The organism is Marinobacterium zhoushanense (assembly GCF_014641945.1).
In the GTDB taxonomy this organism is placed as follows: Bacteria; Pseudomonadota; Gammaproteobacteria; order Pseudomonadales; family Balneatricaceae; genus Marinobacterium_D; species Marinobacterium_D zhoushanense.
This window is the reverse complement of sequence record NZ_BMIJ01000007.1, coordinates 28,491-45,080: the sequence shown is the minus strand read 5'-3', so window position 1 is coordinate 45,080 and position 16,590 is coordinate 28,491. Positions and strand designations below refer to the sequence as shown.

At 58.0% G+C, this 16,590-nt stretch carries 16 protein-coding genes; 2 read left to right on the top strand and 14 right to left on the bottom strand.

Annotated features, from left to right (window positions below; genetic code table 11):
• Positions 1-20 precede the first annotated feature (20 nt).
• The 5 genes from thiO to IEX40_RS16375 are packed head-to-tail and all read right to left on the bottom strand — an operon-like array spanning position 21 to position 5,758.
• Positions 21-1,121 (bottom strand): glycine oxidase ThiO, encoded by a 1,101-nt coding sequence (thiO, locus tag IEX40_RS16395; protein ID WP_188750232.1) that lies wholly within the window; start codon positions 1,119-1,121, stop codon positions 21-23.
• 19 nt (positions 1,122-1,140) lie between these two features.
• Positions 1,141-3,198 (bottom strand): prepilin-type N-terminal cleavage/methylation domain-containing protein, encoded by a 2,058-nt coding sequence (locus tag IEX40_RS16390; RefSeq protein ID WP_188750229.1) that lies wholly within the window; start codon positions 3,196-3,198, stop codon positions 1,141-1,143.
• 10 nt (positions 3,199-3,208) lie between these two features.
• Entirely contained in the window at positions 3,209-4,531 is a 1,323-nt protein-coding gene (locus IEX40_RS16385) for a pilus assembly PilX family protein (protein WP_188750228.1), read from the bottom strand.
• Positions 4,521-5,177 carry a PilW family protein gene (locus IEX40_RS16380; protein ID WP_188750227.1) on the bottom strand — a complete coding sequence of 219 codons (657 nt, stop codon included), beginning with the start codon at positions 5,175-5,177 and terminating at the stop codon, positions 4,521-4,523. The genes IEX40_RS16385 and IEX40_RS16380 overlap by 11 nt, the downstream gene beginning before the upstream one ends.
• Positions 5,171-5,758, bottom strand: a complete 588-nt coding sequence (locus IEX40_RS16375) for a GspH/FimT family pseudopilin (RefSeq protein ID WP_188750226.1) — start codon at positions 5,756-5,758, stop codon at positions 5,171-5,173. Before IEX40_RS16375 ends, IEX40_RS16380 begins: the two co-directional genes overlap by 7 nt.
• A gap of 71 nt (positions 5,759-5,829) precedes the next feature.
• On the opposite strand from IEX40_RS16375, the gene IEX40_RS16370 reads away from it, so the two are divergent.
• On the top strand, positions 5,830-6,228 hold the full coding sequence (locus tag IEX40_RS16370) for a type IV pilin protein (protein WP_268235808.1): 399 nt from the start codon (positions 5,830-5,832) through the stop codon (positions 6,226-6,228).
• Between the two features lie 20 nt (positions 6,229-6,248).
• Here the strand turns inward: IEX40_RS16370 and IEX40_RS16365 are convergent, their stop codons facing one another.
• The 5 genes from IEX40_RS16365 to murJ form a co-directional block, all read right to left on the bottom strand.
• The gene (locus IEX40_RS16365; protein WP_188750225.1) at positions 6,249-6,680 is read right to left on the bottom strand and encodes an FKBP-type peptidyl-prolyl cis-trans isomerase; all 432 of its coding nucleotides are present in this window, start codon (positions 6,678-6,680) and stop codon (positions 6,249-6,251) included.
• 1 nt (position 6,681) lies between these two features.
• Complete coding sequence (gene lspA / locus IEX40_RS16360) at positions 6,682-7,182, bottom strand: signal peptidase II (RefSeq protein WP_188750224.1); 501 nt, start codon at positions 7,180-7,182, stop codon at positions 6,682-6,684.
• The gene (gene ileS, locus IEX40_RS16355; protein ID WP_188750223.1) at positions 7,182-9,998 is read right to left on the bottom strand and encodes an isoleucine--tRNA ligase; all 2,817 of its coding nucleotides are present in this window, start codon (positions 9,996-9,998) and stop codon (positions 7,182-7,184) included. The genes lspA and ileS overlap by 1 nt, the downstream gene beginning before the upstream one ends.
• An 18-nt stretch (positions 9,999-10,016) precedes the next feature.
• The gene (gene ribF / locus IEX40_RS16350; protein ID WP_188750222.1) at positions 10,017-10,955 is read right to left on the bottom strand and encodes a bifunctional riboflavin kinase/FAD synthetase; all 939 of its coding nucleotides are present in this window, start codon (positions 10,953-10,955) and stop codon (positions 10,017-10,019) included.
• 143 nt (positions 10,956-11,098) lie between these two features.
• Entirely contained in the window at positions 11,099-12,664 is a 1,566-nt protein-coding gene (gene murJ, locus IEX40_RS16345) for a murein biosynthesis integral membrane protein MurJ (RefSeq protein ID WP_188750221.1), read from the bottom strand.
• Between the two features lie 195 nt (positions 12,665-12,859).
• Here murJ and rpsT point away from each other — a divergent pair, with 195 nt between their 5' ends.
• Positions 12,860-13,126: a 30S ribosomal protein S20 gene (gene rpsT, locus IEX40_RS16340; RefSeq protein WP_188750220.1), complete on the top strand. Its 267-nt coding sequence runs from the start codon at positions 12,860-12,862 to the stop codon at positions 13,124-13,126.
• A 135-nt stretch (positions 13,127-13,261) separates the two neighbouring features.
• On the opposite strand, the gene proB is transcribed toward rpsT, so the two are convergent.
• The 4 genes from proB to rplU all read right to left on the bottom strand — a co-directional run bounded on the left by proB (position 13,262) and on the right by rplU (position 16,328).
• The gene (gene proB, locus IEX40_RS16335; protein ID WP_188750219.1) at positions 13,262-14,386 is read right to left on the bottom strand and encodes a glutamate 5-kinase; all 1,125 of its coding nucleotides are present in this window, start codon (positions 14,384-14,386) and stop codon (positions 13,262-13,264) included.
• Positions 14,387-14,413: 27 nt separating this feature from the next.
• A complete protein-coding gene (gene cgtA / locus IEX40_RS16330; RefSeq protein ID WP_188750218.1) occupies positions 14,414-15,616 on the bottom strand; it encodes an Obg family GTPase CgtA in 1,203 nt (400 codons plus the stop codon).
• Positions 15,617-15,739: 123 nt separating this feature from the next.
• A complete protein-coding gene (rpmA, locus tag IEX40_RS16325; RefSeq protein ID WP_188750217.1) occupies positions 15,740-15,997 on the bottom strand; it encodes a 50S ribosomal protein L27 in 258 nt (85 codons plus the stop codon).
• A 19-nt stretch (positions 15,998-16,016) separates the two neighbouring features.
• Positions 16,017-16,328 carry a 50S ribosomal protein L21 gene (rplU, locus tag IEX40_RS16320; RefSeq protein ID WP_188750215.1) on the bottom strand — a complete coding sequence of 104 codons (312 nt, stop codon included), beginning with the start codon at positions 16,326-16,328 and terminating at the stop codon, positions 16,017-16,019.
• Between the last annotated feature and the right edge of the window lie 262 nt (positions 16,329-16,590).

The following is a 16,590-nucleotide window of genomic DNA, read 5'->3' as shown; positions in this document are numbered from 1 at the left end:
GCAGTCAGCGGGAGAACCCGTCACTCTTGTTCAATGCGCCCCGCCACGGCATAGGGTGCCGGATCGATGACAGGGGAACGTTCAAGCAGAATATCACTCAGCAGGCGGGTCGAGGCCGGGGCCAACACCAGACCGTTACGGTAGTGGCCGCAGTTCAGGTACAAGCCGTTGTAGCCGGGTACGGCACCGATAAAGGGGATCCCCTCGGGCGAACCCGGACGCAGTCCTGCCCAGTGATATTCGACCGGGTATTGTGCCAGATCCGGCAGAATTTTCAGCGCTGTTTGGTGTAGCGAGTCACGCGCTTCGTCGGTGGTCCCTTTGTCGAAACCGACATGTTCCAGAGTGCTACCAACCAGAATACGACCGTCGTTACGCGGAATCAGATAGCGGCCGTCGAGCATCACGATGCGATCGATCAGCCCCACAGGAGCCTTGAACACCATCATCTGACCACGTACAGGCTCAACCGGGAGCCGCAGTCCCAGAGAAGCGATCAACTGCGCGCTCCAGGCGCCCCCGGCAATGACGGTGGCATCCGCCCGGAATTCACCACGACTGGTACGCACCCCTTGGATCCGTTCGCCCTGGAGAATGAACCCCTGCGCCTCGCACTGCTCCACCAGTTCGATATTGGGGTGCTGTTCCACGCTAATACGCAGCGCACGTCCCAATCGAGGGTTGCGGATACTGGCCACCTCGGGCATCCACATCGCCGAAGTGAAATCGGGATTGAGTCGCGGTTCCTTGTTGTGGATAAACTCGGCGTCCACTTTGATCAGCGGCCGATAGTGGTCATGCCCCCAACGCAGTGCCTCTGCCTCGTCCTGCACATCCACCATCAGGATACCTTTCTGGCGCAGTTCCGGATCACAGCCGGTCTCGACACACAGCTCCTGCGCCAGCAGCGTGTAACTGCTCTGCGACCAGAGCGCCAGACGGGTGATGGCATCACCATGGCGCCAGGGATAGAGTGGCGACACGATACCGCCGCCAGCCCAGGACGCCTCATGAGCGCTGACACCACGTTCAATCAGGGTCACCTTGACACCGGAGCGTGCCAGCTCGCGGGCAGTCATCAGTCCGATGACGCCCGCGCCTACAACGACTGTCTCTTTCATGAGTAAATTCGAGGTTCTACTACTTCTTAAGCAGGAAGTTCACGTTCGCAATCGGTGACGTGCCCGCGCTGACCGTGATATTACCGCTGGTAAAGGTCGAGGAGTTACCCGCCGTCTTACTAACAATATCGCCACCGAGCGTCACGTTGGGATCAAGGTACTCGTTGGTCTCCGTGGTCGTGGCATAGACCGTCACGTTGCCATAATTGACGGGAACAAGACATTCATAGCTGCGCGAGTTACCCGTACCCGATACGGTGCAGCTGCCGTAGCTGGTCGCAACCGACACACTGGTCAATGTCAGGCTGCCGGTCGAGCCTTTCTCTATCAGACCAGTAACCGCGATCGTCGCTCCCGAGCCAAGGATATTGACATCAATTGCAGAGGATACCGTTTCTAGGCCCGATGCGACGATGCTGTTACTCTGCCCTTCGAAGCTGGAACCAGTCCCGTACCGGTTACCCAGAAGGCCTGTGTTGTCACCAGCACTTTCGGCAAATATCTGCACCGTGGCACCACTGGCCGTAGCCCCAGCCTGTACCAGGCCGCGGCTGTACACGGCGTAGAAGTTGGCCGCGTCGTCAATGGTGTTGACCTCTTCGTCGGTCACCGAGGCCAGTGTGCTGTTCTCAGTATCCCAGTCGGACAGCAGCGTCATATTGATCTCGAAGAAGGGGGTATAAGCAAGCCAATCATTACCGGCGCGCATACCGGAGGAGGCGGCCACGTCGGTCATCTTGGCAATCCAGTTGTCGTCGTAGCTCATATCATCGTAGTAGAGGCCACGAGCGAGCAATTGCGACAAGCCACCCTCAACCATATCCAGATCGACACTGGCCAGTGATGCCCCCAAAGCGCTTACGCCCAGCGCGCTTAACGCTGCCGTTTCGGTAAATGTACGATCATGCACCTGGTCGTGAACATACTGCTGATAGCTGGCCAGACCTGCACTGGTTGTCGGGTAGTTATAGGGGATAGTAGGCAGATCGATCAGCTTCCAATCCGGGAACAGCTCAAACAGGCCGTCAACGCGGCGGAATCGACAGGCTTCTGCATAGATATCACCACCAGCTGTGGCCTCACCGGCGAAGGTAATGGTATTAGCGGCCAAAGCGGTTGGATCAAGTTTATAGTGCTTATGTGCTGTACTGGGGGCAACCTCTTTGAAGCCGGGTACGCCATCGTTTGAGTAAACAGTCGTATCGGATGCGTCATGGTGGCCGGCGCAGCAGCGGGTACAGTACTGGGACTGGGTAAAGCTTCCGCCGCCTGAATAAAGCGTACCAGTGGTCGCGGTTGTTACCGTTACACCTTGCTCAACTTCAAGCGCACCGTCGTTATATTTATAGTGATGAGGCGTTTCGCCCGCAGTACTACCGGTCACGAGGTTACAGAAGCAGTTAACCGTGACAAACTCCTGCTGCACCAGCTTAGTGGTGGTCACGTCATAGGTCACGGTCTCGAAACGCACCTCGGTGCTCTCGTTGCTCTGGTCTACATCCGGCAGGGGCTTGGACGTTTCCTGCGTTTTATCGTCACCTATATCGATAGGTATTACGTCCGGCACATCACCAGCGGCATGGCTCACTGCCGGTGAGTCACCACCGAAACCTGTAACGCCTAACAGAGGTGCAAGATTCGGATCGACACGGGCCAGGAGGGTGGAGAGAGCTACACTGCTGACGCCATCAGTACCATTCCAACTGACGGTGACCGTTATCTCTTTGTATTCGGAGGCATTAACCGCGGAGGATACGGTGTTGATACCGCTCCAGTTCAAGGTATAGTCGATCGACGATTTGCCGACGGATACCGCCTCGACTTCGGAGGTCGGGGATGCCGCCGAGCCTATCTGATCGAACTCGACAATCGTCTGATAATCCCTAAACTCCTCGAGTTTCTTTTCAGCCAATGCCATGGCCACAGCACGCTGTTCAGAATCGGTGGCGCCCTTAATAAAGCTTGACTGGAGCTGAAGCAGCGCAGCCATTCCCACCGTCACCACCACCAGAGCTATCAAAACCTCGATAAGTGTGAAACCAGCGGTCTTACCTAATCTGTTACGAATATGCGCCATGACCAACACCCTATTTCAGATCTGTCCAAGAGCCTGGAAATCTTGCCAGTGAGTCGAACTTACCACCCGAGTTGGCAAAGTTTTCCAGCAGACTCTTTACATAGACCAGCGTAAAACTCCCCGTGGGAAGATCTACATCTCCATTCACCAATATCGAGCCGTAGAATTTAGCTGTACCGGTTATGCTTATGCCAAAATCATCGCTATCCGTACCGGTATAAATATCGGTGAAAGCAAATAGAATGCCGTAAAAGGTCGTCCCTCCATTTGCAGTCACATCGCCATGCACCACCAGGATGAACGGAGCATCGGGGCTCCCGATGGTCTTACCTTTGATATCGCAATCCCCCTCGATCCAGATCAGGGGTAACTCGCCATCGTATGCGCCGCCCGAATAAAACATATCGCCGGTTGAAGCGTCCAAGTCATCGCATTCGACGCCATATTGCATGCCCAAGGTTCGATAGATCGTCCATGCGGTTGGGTCCACACCTGTATCCGGTGCCGATAGACCCCTAGCCGTCAAGCAGGCATCGGAATCGGTATATACATTGACCCCAAACAGATTCTCGAAAGAGTCCGGTACACAACTGTCGGCGACAACATCACTGCAATTATCCGCCGGATCGACTCCGCTCTCCGCCTCACACAGATGGTTATCCGCCTGCTGACAGGTACATTGCTCACAGATCCACTCGTACGTAGAGTCCTTTGTGCGCGTAGCATTGTTTCCTTCGTTCAGATACTCATCGAGGTTACAGGTCTGCCAGGATGCCACCCCCTGGGTGGTCGAATTTTTTACCCAGGCCGATACAGGTACGCCATCTCCACCACCGTTCGGGTTGGTTACGATGGTGAAGCTACCGCTTGGTGGAAAATTCCCCCCCGCCATCAGGGGTGGCAGCTCACCGGTATCGATCAGCGGTACGATGCCATATTTCTCTTCAATCGTAGCGGAGCCGGTTTGGTCAGGCGATTCCCCCACACCCGTTACCGTGGCATAGCCGCCGGATACTGTGACAGACACGCTGGCCTCGGTGGCACTGCTGGCGGGGATCGAAATGGTCGTATTCCCATTGGGTGTCCAGGCTGAAGGATCCTCGACATACTTCATTGCACCGTAGTCCAATCCGCCTTGGGCAACATGGAATGCTTCTTTCGCGCGATTGGTATTGGCTGAGGTTTTCAATTCGAGTGTGGTCAACCGGCTGACAGTCAGCACCGTAATGGTCAGCAGAGCCAGAAGTACAATGGCGACAATCAGCGTTACCGCTCCATGCTGCGAGCGAAAACCAGATCGTGACAATCCGTTGAAGCGGCGACTATATGTCATTTCTCACCCTCACTTCCTCTATCAGCTCCTTAACCAACCGGTCATCCGATGACGATTCACCGCGCAGGGTAATGCGAATCGAGCGCGCAGCTGCAGAGGCGAAGGACGCCGCCGATGGCAGGCGCTGGAACAGCAACTGAGTAATGACGGTCGTGCTGTTATCGGTCAGGTTTTGCCAGTTACTGGGCAGCACCGAACAATCCACGTCCCCGGTCAAGGTTGATGACGACGCCCATAACACCTCGACGGCGCCCTGCGCATCATCCATGCGATAGCCCATCAGGTGCTCGATGGTCGCCGCCCCATCCGCGTCGTAATCGTAGGACAGGACCACGCAGGAGTCGCTGTCGGATGATTTCGGCGAAGTAAACACATTGACTGGCAGCCCGCCGGACACAACCGCAGCATGCGGATTGCCGGTCAACGAACCACCGGCCCAATAACCGGAACGCCTGATATCTCGGACCATCATATCCATTACCGTCCTCATCTCCTGGCTCAGCCGTACGGAGGTCACAGTCTGCCGGGTTATGCCCAACGTCGACACATACATCGAGATGGCGATAGCGGTGACGATCAGGCCCAACAGCAGCGCAATCATCAACTCGATCAGGGTAAAGCCAGCCTGTCGCTTCATTCTCAGCATGACTCATACCCCGGCACGCTGGAGCCGCTGGGCACACACACACGCAATCGACCAAGCAGACTCATCGTGATGCGCATCTGATTTCCGCTGTCGTTAGTAAAGAAAATCGAACCCGCCGGCGACAGCGTCCCCCGCTTGGGATCGAAAGTGACGGTTGATCCGGCCACCGACGACGCACTCATGGTCACGCCTGGAAAATCATCCACATCGGTGACCCGACGTACCCCGTCCACCGTACAGTAGCTGTTGGATGTATCGGCACAGTCGCACGAGGATGCTGTCGATGCCTCCTCCAGCCCGTAGCACCAATCGGTGGACGGAGAATCATCGAATTTCACAAAAATCGTTTGATTTCGCTTTATCGACTCGGCGCGTGCGAGCTGAAGATCGGCATATAGAGTTTGTGCCGCGTTGGTAAGGCGTCTATTCTCGAAGAAGTCACGAAAGGCAGGAGCGGCCACCGTCGCCAGTATGACGACAACGGCCAGTGTAACCAGCAGTTCTATCAGGGTGAACCCGGTTTCTCTAGCATAGAGATCCTCGAAATATACCCGCGCGTCTTTCCGTGGAAAAAGTGCCATCACCAGATCAAATCCTTTCGCCAGGATGTTAGGATTGGGTTGGTCAAGCATAGCAGCATAAAGGAACTACAGTGAACCATTCAAACAGGGGTTTTACATTAATCGAGCTCATGATTGTAGTTGTTGTTATTGGCATCATCGCTACAGTTGCCTATCCCTCGTACAGGAACTACATGCGAGAGGCCAGGCGAGCGGAGGCGCAGGCTGTGCTTTTGGACGCACAGATCAAGCAGGAGCGTTACCGCGCCTACAACAACTCCTATGCCACTTCCGCTCAGCTGACTGCCGAAAGCCTAGGGCTGAATAGTGCCGACTACTACACCTTTACCGTAACCAATGTGACCTCCTCCACCTATACGATCAACGCCGCGCCAGCATCGGGCAGTGATCAGGTCAATGACTGTGGAGGTGCGACACTGACAGTGAATCAAAGTAATACCAAAACCCCCGCTAGCTGCTGGAAGGACTAGCGGATAGGAAGCTGTCGACGCTAGTCGACAGCCATGATCCTGACCTCGAACAACAAGGTTTTCCCCGCCAGCGGGTGGTTGAAGTCCACCATCACCCGTTCGTCGTTATACTCCGTGATCACGCCCGGGATCTCACCTCCGGGCTCCTGGAATGAGACCACCAGGCCCGGCTCCAGCTCCATATCCTTGAATTCGCTGCGCGGCATCACCTGCACATTGCTGGGGTTATGCTGACCGAAGCCACGCTCAGGGGCGATGGTGAGCTCGACATGATCGCCAGGTTTCAGCCCCAGCATCGCCTGCTCGAACCCCTCGGGGATGTTGCCGTCGCCAAAGACGAACGTCGCAGGGGCGGCGTCGAAGTTGGAATCGACGATCTGGCCATCCTGGAGCTTGATCGCGAAGTTAAGCTTGATCTCTTTTCCCGGCCCAACAACAGCCTGTTCACTCATCTTATTTGTCTCCGGCGGCATTGCCGCCAAACAGCATGTCAAATACCAGCAGGCCGGCCCCCAGGGTAATCGCGCTGTCGGCAAGATTAAACGCCGGGAAATACCAGCCTGCATAGTGCAAGGATATGAAATCGACCACGTGACCATGCACTATCCGGTCGTATAGATTACCCACCGCGCCACCCAACAGCAGCGCAAGCCCCACGCCCAGCCACCAGGGGCTGGCAGGAGTGCGACGCATCCAGACCAACAGCAGGGCACTGACACCGCAGGCGATCAGGATAAACAGCCAGCGCTGCCAACCGCCGGCACTGGATAAAAAACTGAACGCCGCCCCCTTGTTGTAGAGCAGCGTCAAGTCAAATACCGGCAGCAGAGGCACTGGATAGGCGTACTCAAGCAGCGTGTCGGCCAGGTACTTACTCCCCAGGTCGAGCAGAATGACAAGCAGCGTGATCCAGAGCCAGCGCAATGCGCTGGCTTTTACAGGGATATGGGTCATCAGGCGTACTGGCGCTGCTCTCCGTCACCGCTGACGTTTTCTATACAGCGGCCACAGAGTTCAGGCTCTTCCGCGTGCTGACCGACATCCTCACGGTGGTGCCAGCAGCGCGCACACTTGGCCTGCTCGGACGCTTTGACCGCCACTTTCAGACCTTCGACATCGGTTGCACGGGCATCGCCGGCTTCGCTCAGCGGCTTTAGCTGCGCCACCGAGGTGATCAGCACGAAACGCAACTCGTCACCGAGGCGGGCCAGATCACTCTCGAGCTTGTCATCGACATACAGGGTCACTTCTGCCGCCAGCGAGGCCTTGACCAACTTTTCGCCGCGTGCGTCTTCCAGGCACTTGTTGACCGCATCCTTGACCGCCATCACCCGCTGCCAGAAGGCAGGACCGAAGGCATCGCTATCGGCAAACGCCGCCAGCCCTTCGTACCAAGTGGTCAGCAGCACGCTATCGCGCCGTTCGCCCGGCAGTACCTCGTAGATCTCCTCGGCGGTGAAGCTGAGGATAGGTGCGATCCAGCGGGTCAGCGCTTCGGCGATATGGAACAGCGCGCTCTGGCAGGAGCGGCGTGCCAGACTGTCCGGCTTGGTGGTGTACTGGCGATCCTTGATGATATCAAGGTAGAAACCGCCCAGCTCACGCACGCAGAAGTTGTGCACCTGCTGGTAGACATCGAGGAAACGGTAGCTATCGTAGGCATCAATCACCTTTTTCTGCAGTGCCGCCGTCGCACCCACGGCCCAACGGTCCAGCGCCAGCATCTCCGACGGTGCCACCATGTCGGAGGCCGGATCGAAACCGTTCAGGTTGGCCAGCAGGAAGCGTGCGGTGTTACGGATACGACGGTAGGAGTCGGCCGTGCGCTGCAGGATCTGCTGGGAGACCGCCATCTCGCCGGCGTAATCGGTCGACGCCACCCACAGGCGCAGGATGTCGGCACCCAGGGTATCGGTCACCTCCTGCGGCGCGATCACGTTACCGAGCGACTTGGACATCTTGTAGCCCTTCTCGTCGACGGTAAAACCGTGGGTCAGCACCTGTTTGTACGGTGCGCAATCATTGATCGCGATGGAGGTCTTCAGCGAGGACTGGAACCAGCCACGATGCTGATCCGAACCCTCCAGGTACATATCGGCCGGGAAACGCAGCCCTTCACGTTGCTCCAGTACCGAATAGTGGGTCACACCGGAGTCGAACCAGACATCCAGGGTATCGGTAACCTTGTCATAGTCGGCGGCCTCGTCGCCGAGCAGCTCGGCCGCGTCCAGCTCGAACCAGGCGTCGATACCGCCCTGCTCGATGCGTTGAGCCACCTGTTCGATCAGTTCCTGGGTGCGTGGATGCAGTGCGCCGCTCTGCTTGTGCGTAAACAGGGTGATCGGCACCCCCCAGGTCCGCTGACGGGAGACACACCAGTCCGGGCTCTGTTCAACCATCGCCTCGATCCGGTTCTGGCCCCACTCGGGGAACCACTGCACCCCCTTGATCGCTTCCAGCGCATGGCTCTTGAGCTGCTTCTCCTCCATGGAGACAAACCACTGCGGCGTGGCGCGGTAGATCAGCGGGGTCTTGGTACGCCAGCAGTGCGGATAGCTGTGTTCGAAACGCTTTTTATGCACCAGTTTGCCTTCGCGCTCCAGCGCCTCGCAAACCGGCTCGTCCGCCTTGTACACGTGTACGCCGGCCAGCTCACCGGCGTCATCGGTATAGGTGCCGTTTGCCTGCACCAGGTTCAGTGTACCCAGCCCATACTGCTGGCCGACAACAAAGTCCTCCATACCGTGATCCGGTGCGGTATGCACGGCACCAGTACCGGCATCGGTGGTGACATGGTCGCCCAGGATCACCGGCACCTGGCGAGCGTAGAACGGGTGCTGCAGTTGCAACAGTTCCAACGCGCTGCCGTTACAGGTGGCCAGCACCCGGTACTGCTGCACGCCCCAGCGCGCCATGATGGCGTCGACCATCTCGGCGGCCAGCACCAGACGTTCGCTGCCCTGGTTGATCTGCGTCTCGACCAGCGCGTAATCGAGAGTACCGTTCAGCGATACCGCCTGGTTGGCCGGAATGGTCCAGGGCGTGGTGGTCCAGATCACAACAGATACAGGGCCTTCACCGGCCTCCGTACCGAACAGTTTAAGTACCTTGCCCTGATCCACAGCGGTAAAGCGCACATCGATCGCCGTCGAGGTTTTTTCCTGGTATTCCACCTCGGCCTCGGCCAATGCAGACTGGCCGACCACGCTCCAATACACCGGCTTGTAGCCATTCACCAGATGGCCATTGTCGATGATCTTGCCCAGGGCGCGGACGATATTGGCCTCGGTTCCGAAGTTCATTGTCAGGTAGGGGTTGTCCCAATCGCCGATCACGCCAAGACGGATGAAGTCAGCCTTCTGCCCCTCCACCTGTTCATGGGCATACTCGCGGCACTTCTGCCGAAACTCACGATAGGGCACCTTGTCTCCCGCCTTGCCGATCATCGTCTCGACCTTGTGCTCGATCGGCAGACCATGGCAGTCCCAGCCCGGTACGTAGGGTGCATCGAAGCCGCTCAACGTCTTCGATTTGACGATCATATCCTTGATCACCTTATTCACCGCATGACCGATATGGATGTTGCCGTTGGCGTAGGGAGGGCCATCATGCAGGATGAACTGCGGACGCCCCTTACCCTCTTCACGCAGCTTGGCGTAGAGATCGATCTGCGCCCAGCGTTCAAGCCGAGCCGGTTCGCGGGCGGGCAGATTGCCGCGCATCGGGAAGGCCGTTTCCGGCAGGTTCAGTGTCGGTTTGTAATCGGTCATGTTGGATTGTTCCCAGCTTCAACTTTGCGTCGATGCCAAGGCCAGCCAGTCGCGGGCTGCCTCGATATCCGCGTTAATCTGTACCTTGAGCGCGTCCAGTCCGTCGAAGCGACGCTCCGCACGCAGAAAATGTAAAAACTCCACCTGCATCAGCTCGCCATACAGGTCGCCCTTGAAATCGAGCAGATGCACCTCGAGTACCGGCTGACGGCCATGAATGGTCGGCCTGATCCCAACATTGCAAACGCCCGGATAGCGCTGCCCGTTGATCAAGCCGTGCACCACGTATACGCCGCGTAGCGGGCAGGCGAAGCGGTGCATACGCACATTGGCGGTGGGAGCGCCGAGCTGCCGTCCCAGCTTCTGACCATGCATCACCCGTCCGATAACGCGGTAGGGGCGTCCCAATAGCCGGCCGGCAAGTCCGAACTCGTGCGCCTGCAGAGCCGCCCGGACCCGGGAGCTACTGACCCGTTCGCCATCGACCTCCAGAGTCGCGGTCTCCTCCACCGAGAAGCCGATCCGCCCGCCGGCACGTTTAAGCAACTCGAAGTCGCCTCGCCGGTCGCAGCCGAAACGGAAGTCATCGCCGACAACCAGGTGACGGATGCCCAGTTTCTGGACCAGCAACTGCTCGATGAACTGATCTGCCGACATGCTGCGTAAGCGCGTATTGAACATCAGGCAGAGCACCCGCTCGACACCCTTGAACTCTAGAAAACGCACCTTTTCGCCAAAGCGAGTCAAACGCGGCGGTGCCTGTTCCGGCGAGAAAAACTCCCGCGGCTGAGGCTCGAAGATGATCACCACACTGGGCAGGTCGAGCTCTGCCGCTTTTGCCTGCAGCTGCTCAAGTACACGCTGATGCCCAAGGTGCACGCCATCAAAATTGCCAATGGTCGCGACGCAGCCCCGATGACGCTCACGCAGATTGTGTAAACCGCGGATCAATTCCATACGCGATCTGATCTTTTACCCCTAGAACCCAAGACCCAAAGGTCGAGAAAAGCCACCGCGAACGCCGCGCCTGTCAAATGCGAACGCAGGAGTATACCGTACAACGCCAGTATTGATTAAGTCCTGCACACCGGCAAACCCTGTTATCCACGCAGATGCCGCAATCTCAGACCACAAATCACCAGCACCAGCAGATAGATCCCCAGGCCGCCCGCAACCAGCAGCGACATCCACTGTACACGCTGCCACAGTCCCGCCGCCAACCACCGGTCGGTGGGCGTATTCAGCCAAAACAGCAGCAGGCAGAGCGCGCCGTTTGCCGCCATCAGGCGCATCACGAAGGTACGCCATCCGGTCTGCCAGGTGAAAACGCCAGCCCGGAGTAGGCCGCGCAACAGTAACACGGCATTCATATAAGCAGACAGCGTGGTCGCCAGCGCCAGACCGGCGTGCGCCAATGGCCAGATCAAGATCAGGTTCAACACCATATTGGCGCCCATCGCCTGCATCGCGATCTTGACCGGGGTCTTGGTATCCTGACGCGAGAAGAACCCGGTCGCCACCACCTTGATCAACATGAACGCGACCAGACCCAAGCCATAGGCACGCAGACTGCGCGCCGACATCTCGATATCCAGTGCACTCATCTCACCGTAGTGGAACAGGGTGACCAATAGCGGCTCCGCCAGCACCACCAGTGCCAGCGCCGCCGGAACCCCTATCAGCAACACCATGCGCACCGCCCAGTCCAGCGTCTGGCGAAAATGCTCGGACGACTGCTCGGCATGGCGACGCGACAAACTGGGCAGAATCACCGTCGCAATGGCGATGCCGAACACACCCAACGGCAGTTCGGAGAGGCGGTCCGAGTAGTACAGCCAGGAAACACTGCCGGTCTGCAGAAAGGAGGCCAACACCGTATCCAGCAGCAGGTTGATCTGGGCGACCGACACACCGAACAGCGCCGGCAGCATCAGCCTCAAGATCCGCTGCACGCCTTCGTCCCGCCAACCTCGTTGTGGTATCGGCATCAGCTGCAGCCGGGCCAGGAACGGCAGCTGGAACAGCAACTGCAACGCACCGGCCATGAATACCCCCCAGGCCAGTGCCAGGATCGGCGGATCGAACAGCGGGCTGAGCATCATTGCCGAACCGATTAGACTCAGGTTCAGCAGCACCGGAGTAAAGGCTGGGATAGCGAAGCGACCGTAAGCGTTCAGGATCGCACCGCAAAACGCGGTCAGCGATATCAACATCAAGTAGGGAAAGGTGATCTGCAGCATCTGCGCCGCCATCTCGAACTTTTCCCCACCGGCCAGGTAGAAACCCGGTGCAAACAGCGCGGCTAATACTGGTGCACCGATCACGCCCAGCAGCGTAACCAGTAGCAGCACAGAACCCAGCGAACCCGCAACCCGGTGCACCAGCAGCTGGACCGCGGCCAGATCGCGCTGACTGCGATATTCGGACAGAACCGGAACAAATGCCTGGGAGAAGGCACCTTCGGCAAATAGCCTGCGCAAAAAATTGGGGATCTTGAACGCCACAAAAAAGGCGTCAGCACTTCCGCTGGCACCAAAATAGCCCGCGATCACGACATCACGCACCAGCCCCAGCACACGCGAGAGCATCGTCATCAGGCCGACGACACTGCTTGATCGGAGCAATCCGACTGAACGGGTTTCCTGTTCGGGCACTGGAGTTTCCATGCTGTGGTTGCTATTCGCGGTTTAGATTGAGATAAGCAGCGCAGATAATACAGCGGCCAGGCCCCACGGCGAAGCGCCCATTAAAAAACGGGCACAGACTTGACACCCAGCGCCGTAACATGAATAATCTCGCGTCTAATTTTTCGACGCTTACACGTCGTATTCTGAATCACTTCTAATTTGAGGAGCCAGATCGTGGCGAATTCCGCAGGATCTCGTAAACGCGCTCGCCAGGCCGAAAAGCGTCGTCAGCACAACGCTAGCCTGCGCTCCATGGTGCGCACTTATTTCAAAAAAGTTCTGAAAGCCATCGCCAGCGGCGACCAGGCTGCTGCCCAGGAAGCTTACAAGGTTGCCCAGCCGCTGCTGGACAGCTCTGTCAACAAGGGCATCTTCAAGAAGAACAAGATCGCTCGCACCAAGAGCCGTCTGAACGCACGGATCAAGGCGATGGCCGCGTAAGCAGCCAGCCGATCGGCGCTCCAAAAAAAACCGGCCGCAAGCCGGTTTTTTTGTGCCCGAGGCAAGCATCAGCACAGCTCACACATAAAAAAGCCGACATCAAAGCCGGCTTAGTCGATCAAAAACCTCAGCTGATCAGGCCAGCACCAGATTATCCCGGTGCACCAACTCCGGCTCACCCATAAAACCCAGTCGCTCAACGATCTCGCTGCTGGCGAAGCCGATGATCCGGCGGGCATCCTCAACACCATAATTAACCAGACCGCGCGCCATGATCGCGCCCGCCTCATCCAGCATCAGCACCATCTCACCACGCGAGAACTCACCCGATACCGATTTGACACCCGCCGGTAGCAGACTTTTACCCCCGGAGACCAGCGCCCTGACAGCACCAGCGTCCAGCACCAGAGTCCCCTTTGCCTGCAGATGACCGGCGATCCACTGTTTACGCGCCGCCACGGGCTCTTTCTCCGGTACCAGCAGCGTGCCCAGCTCCTCACCGGCAAAAAGCCGCATCAACACATCTGGCTCTCGCCCACTGGCGATTACCGTCTGCGCACCGGAGCGTGCCGCCAGGCGAGCAGCACGCACCTTAGTTGCCATACCGCCGCGACCAAGTTTGCCACCGCCCCCAGCCATAGCAATCAGACGATCATCCTCAGCCCGCGCTTGATGCACGAACGGCGCATCTGGGGTGGAGCGGGGATCCGCCTCGTACAACCCCTGCTGATCAGTCAACAGTATCAGCGCATCCGCCTCGATCGCATTGGCGACCAATGCACCCAGCGTATCGTTGTCGCCAAAGCGTATTTCGCTGGTCACCACGGTATCGTTCTCGTTGATCACCGGAATCACACCCAGATCAATCAACGTACTCAACGCCGAGCGCGCATTCAGGTAACGCTTGCGATTGGACAGGTCATCATGAGTCAGCAGCACCTGCGCAGTGTGCAGACCATGGCGGGCAAAGCTCGATTCATAAGCCTGCACCAGCCCCATCTGCCCCACGGCGGCAGCCGCCTGCTGACGATGCACCTCTTTCGGACGATCACGCCAACCCAAACGCTTCATACCCTCGGCGATTGAACCGGAAGAGACCAGCACCACCTCGACACCGCGCGCGCGCAGCTGCGCCACCTGGTCGACCCAATGCCCGATAGCCGCAAGATCAAGCCCGCGACCGTCATTGGTCAGCAATGCACTTCCGATCTTAACCACCCAGCGCCCACCATGCGCCAAACCTTCGCGACCCGCCACCACCTTCGCTCCTCTCTACATCCGCCGCCGTTAACGCACCCACTCGACGTCGACATCGTAGTCGTCGTCATCAAAATCGTCGTCATCCAAGCCATCGACTGCAGCCTGGCGCCTTGCCCGCGCCTCAGCCTTAAGCCGCTCGAGATTCTCCCGCGCCTCGGCATCGATAATCGCACGCGTTTCGCGCTCCTGCTCCAGCAGCGTAGGATCTTCCGCCACGGCCGCTGCGCGAGCATCCAAAAAATCCTGAAGATCGTGCACCAGAGCCTGCAACCCCTGCTTGTTCAGCGCCGACACTCGATACACCGGCGCCGACCACTGCAACGCATCAACCACTGCCTGACAGGCGGCATCCTGTTCTTCGGTCGCAACCATATCCAGCTTGTTCAACACCAGCCAGCGCGGTTGCTCTGCCAGGGTCGGGCTGAACTTGGTCAGCTCGGCCACCGCCGTCACCGCCGCTTCCGCCGGGGTCAGCTCATCCCAGGGCGCCATATCCACCAGATGCAGCAACACGCGATTGCGCGCCAAATGCTTGAGGAAGCGGATACCCAGCCCCGCACCCTCAGCTGCACCTTCGATAATGCCAGGGATGTCAGCGACGACGAAACTGCGATGCGCCTCGGTGCGCACCACACCCAGGTTGGGCACCAGGGTAGTAAAGGGGTAATCCGCCACCTTGGGCTTGGCCGCCGAGATGGACCGGATCAGCGTCGACTTGCCGGCATTGGGCAGCCCGAGCAAGCCGACGTCAGCCAGCACCTTCAGCTCCAGCCGTACGTTGCGCAGCTCGCCCGGGGTACCGTTGGTGGTCTGACGCGGCGCCCGGTTTACACTGCTCTTGTAGCGAGTATTGCCCAGACCATGAAAACCACCCTGGGCGATCTTTTCAATCTGACCAACTTGAGTCAGGTCCGCCAGCACCTCATCGGTATCGATATCCACCACCGTGGTACCAACCGGCAACTTCAGCACCAGATCCTCACCCTTGGCGCCAGTACAATTACCGCCTCGACCACCCTCACCATTGCGCGCGTTGTAACGGCGGGTATAGCGATAGTCGATCAGCGTATTCAGCCCCTCATCCGCTTCAACGAATACAGAGCCGCCATCGCCGCCATCACCGCCATCCGGCCCCCCTTTCGGGATAAACTTCTCGCGCCGAAAGCTCATGCACCCGTTGCCGCCCTTGCCGGCCTCAACCGTAATGATCGCCTCGTCGACAAATTTCATCTGATTCCTCCCGAAAGCTCAGGTACCGCCCCCGTCACCAGAGGGCACTATCAGCGGATTTGACCCGCCCTTTAACAAAAAAAGCCCCGCCTTGGCGGAGCTTTTTCTACTTCAGTGAGCCGCTCAGGCAGGAACTACACTGACGTACTTACGATTCTTCGGGCCTTTGACTTCGAACTTCACAACACCATCCGCTTTGGCGAACAGAGTATGATCCTTGCCCAGACCTACGTTCTCACCAGCGTGAACCTTGGTACCACGCTGACGGATCAGAATATTACCGGCAATCACTGCCTGGCCACCGAAACGCTTCACGCCCAGACGTTTGGACTGCGAGTCGCGACCGTTACGCGTGGAACCACCAGCCTTCTTATGAGCCATTGTTCAATCTCCTGTCTGATTAGCCACTGATACCAGTGATTTTAACCTCAGTGAACCACTGACGGTGGCCCTGACGCTTCATGTGATGCTTACGACGACGGAACTTGATGATGCTCACTTTGTCGCCACGACCGTGAGACACGACTTCCGCCGCAACCTTGGCACCATCGACAACCGGCGCGCCGACTTTGACGTCGTCGCCATTGCCAACCAGCAGCACACGATCGAACTCGACGTTAGCACCCGGCTCCACAGCCAGCTTTTCCAGCTTCAGAGTCTGGCCTTCCTGAACGCGGTACTGCTTACCGCCGCTCACAATAACTGCAAACATGTTTTTCTCCAGTATTAGGCCTGCCCGGCTACTAAGATTGATAACACCTACTTCTAAGGGTTTAAGGCACGACGGTCTCACAACCGGCGGCACCCTATGATAGGGAGCTAAAGATGGACAGGCTCAGGGCGCGCAATTCTACACAAACTCCCCCGTCGACTCAAGCGCTTTAGCCTTTACATTAGCCAAGGGGATCGGCCTTTTCTTGACACCCTGAGGCCTTGTCCCTAGCATGCGGCGAACCATTCTGTCGACCGACATA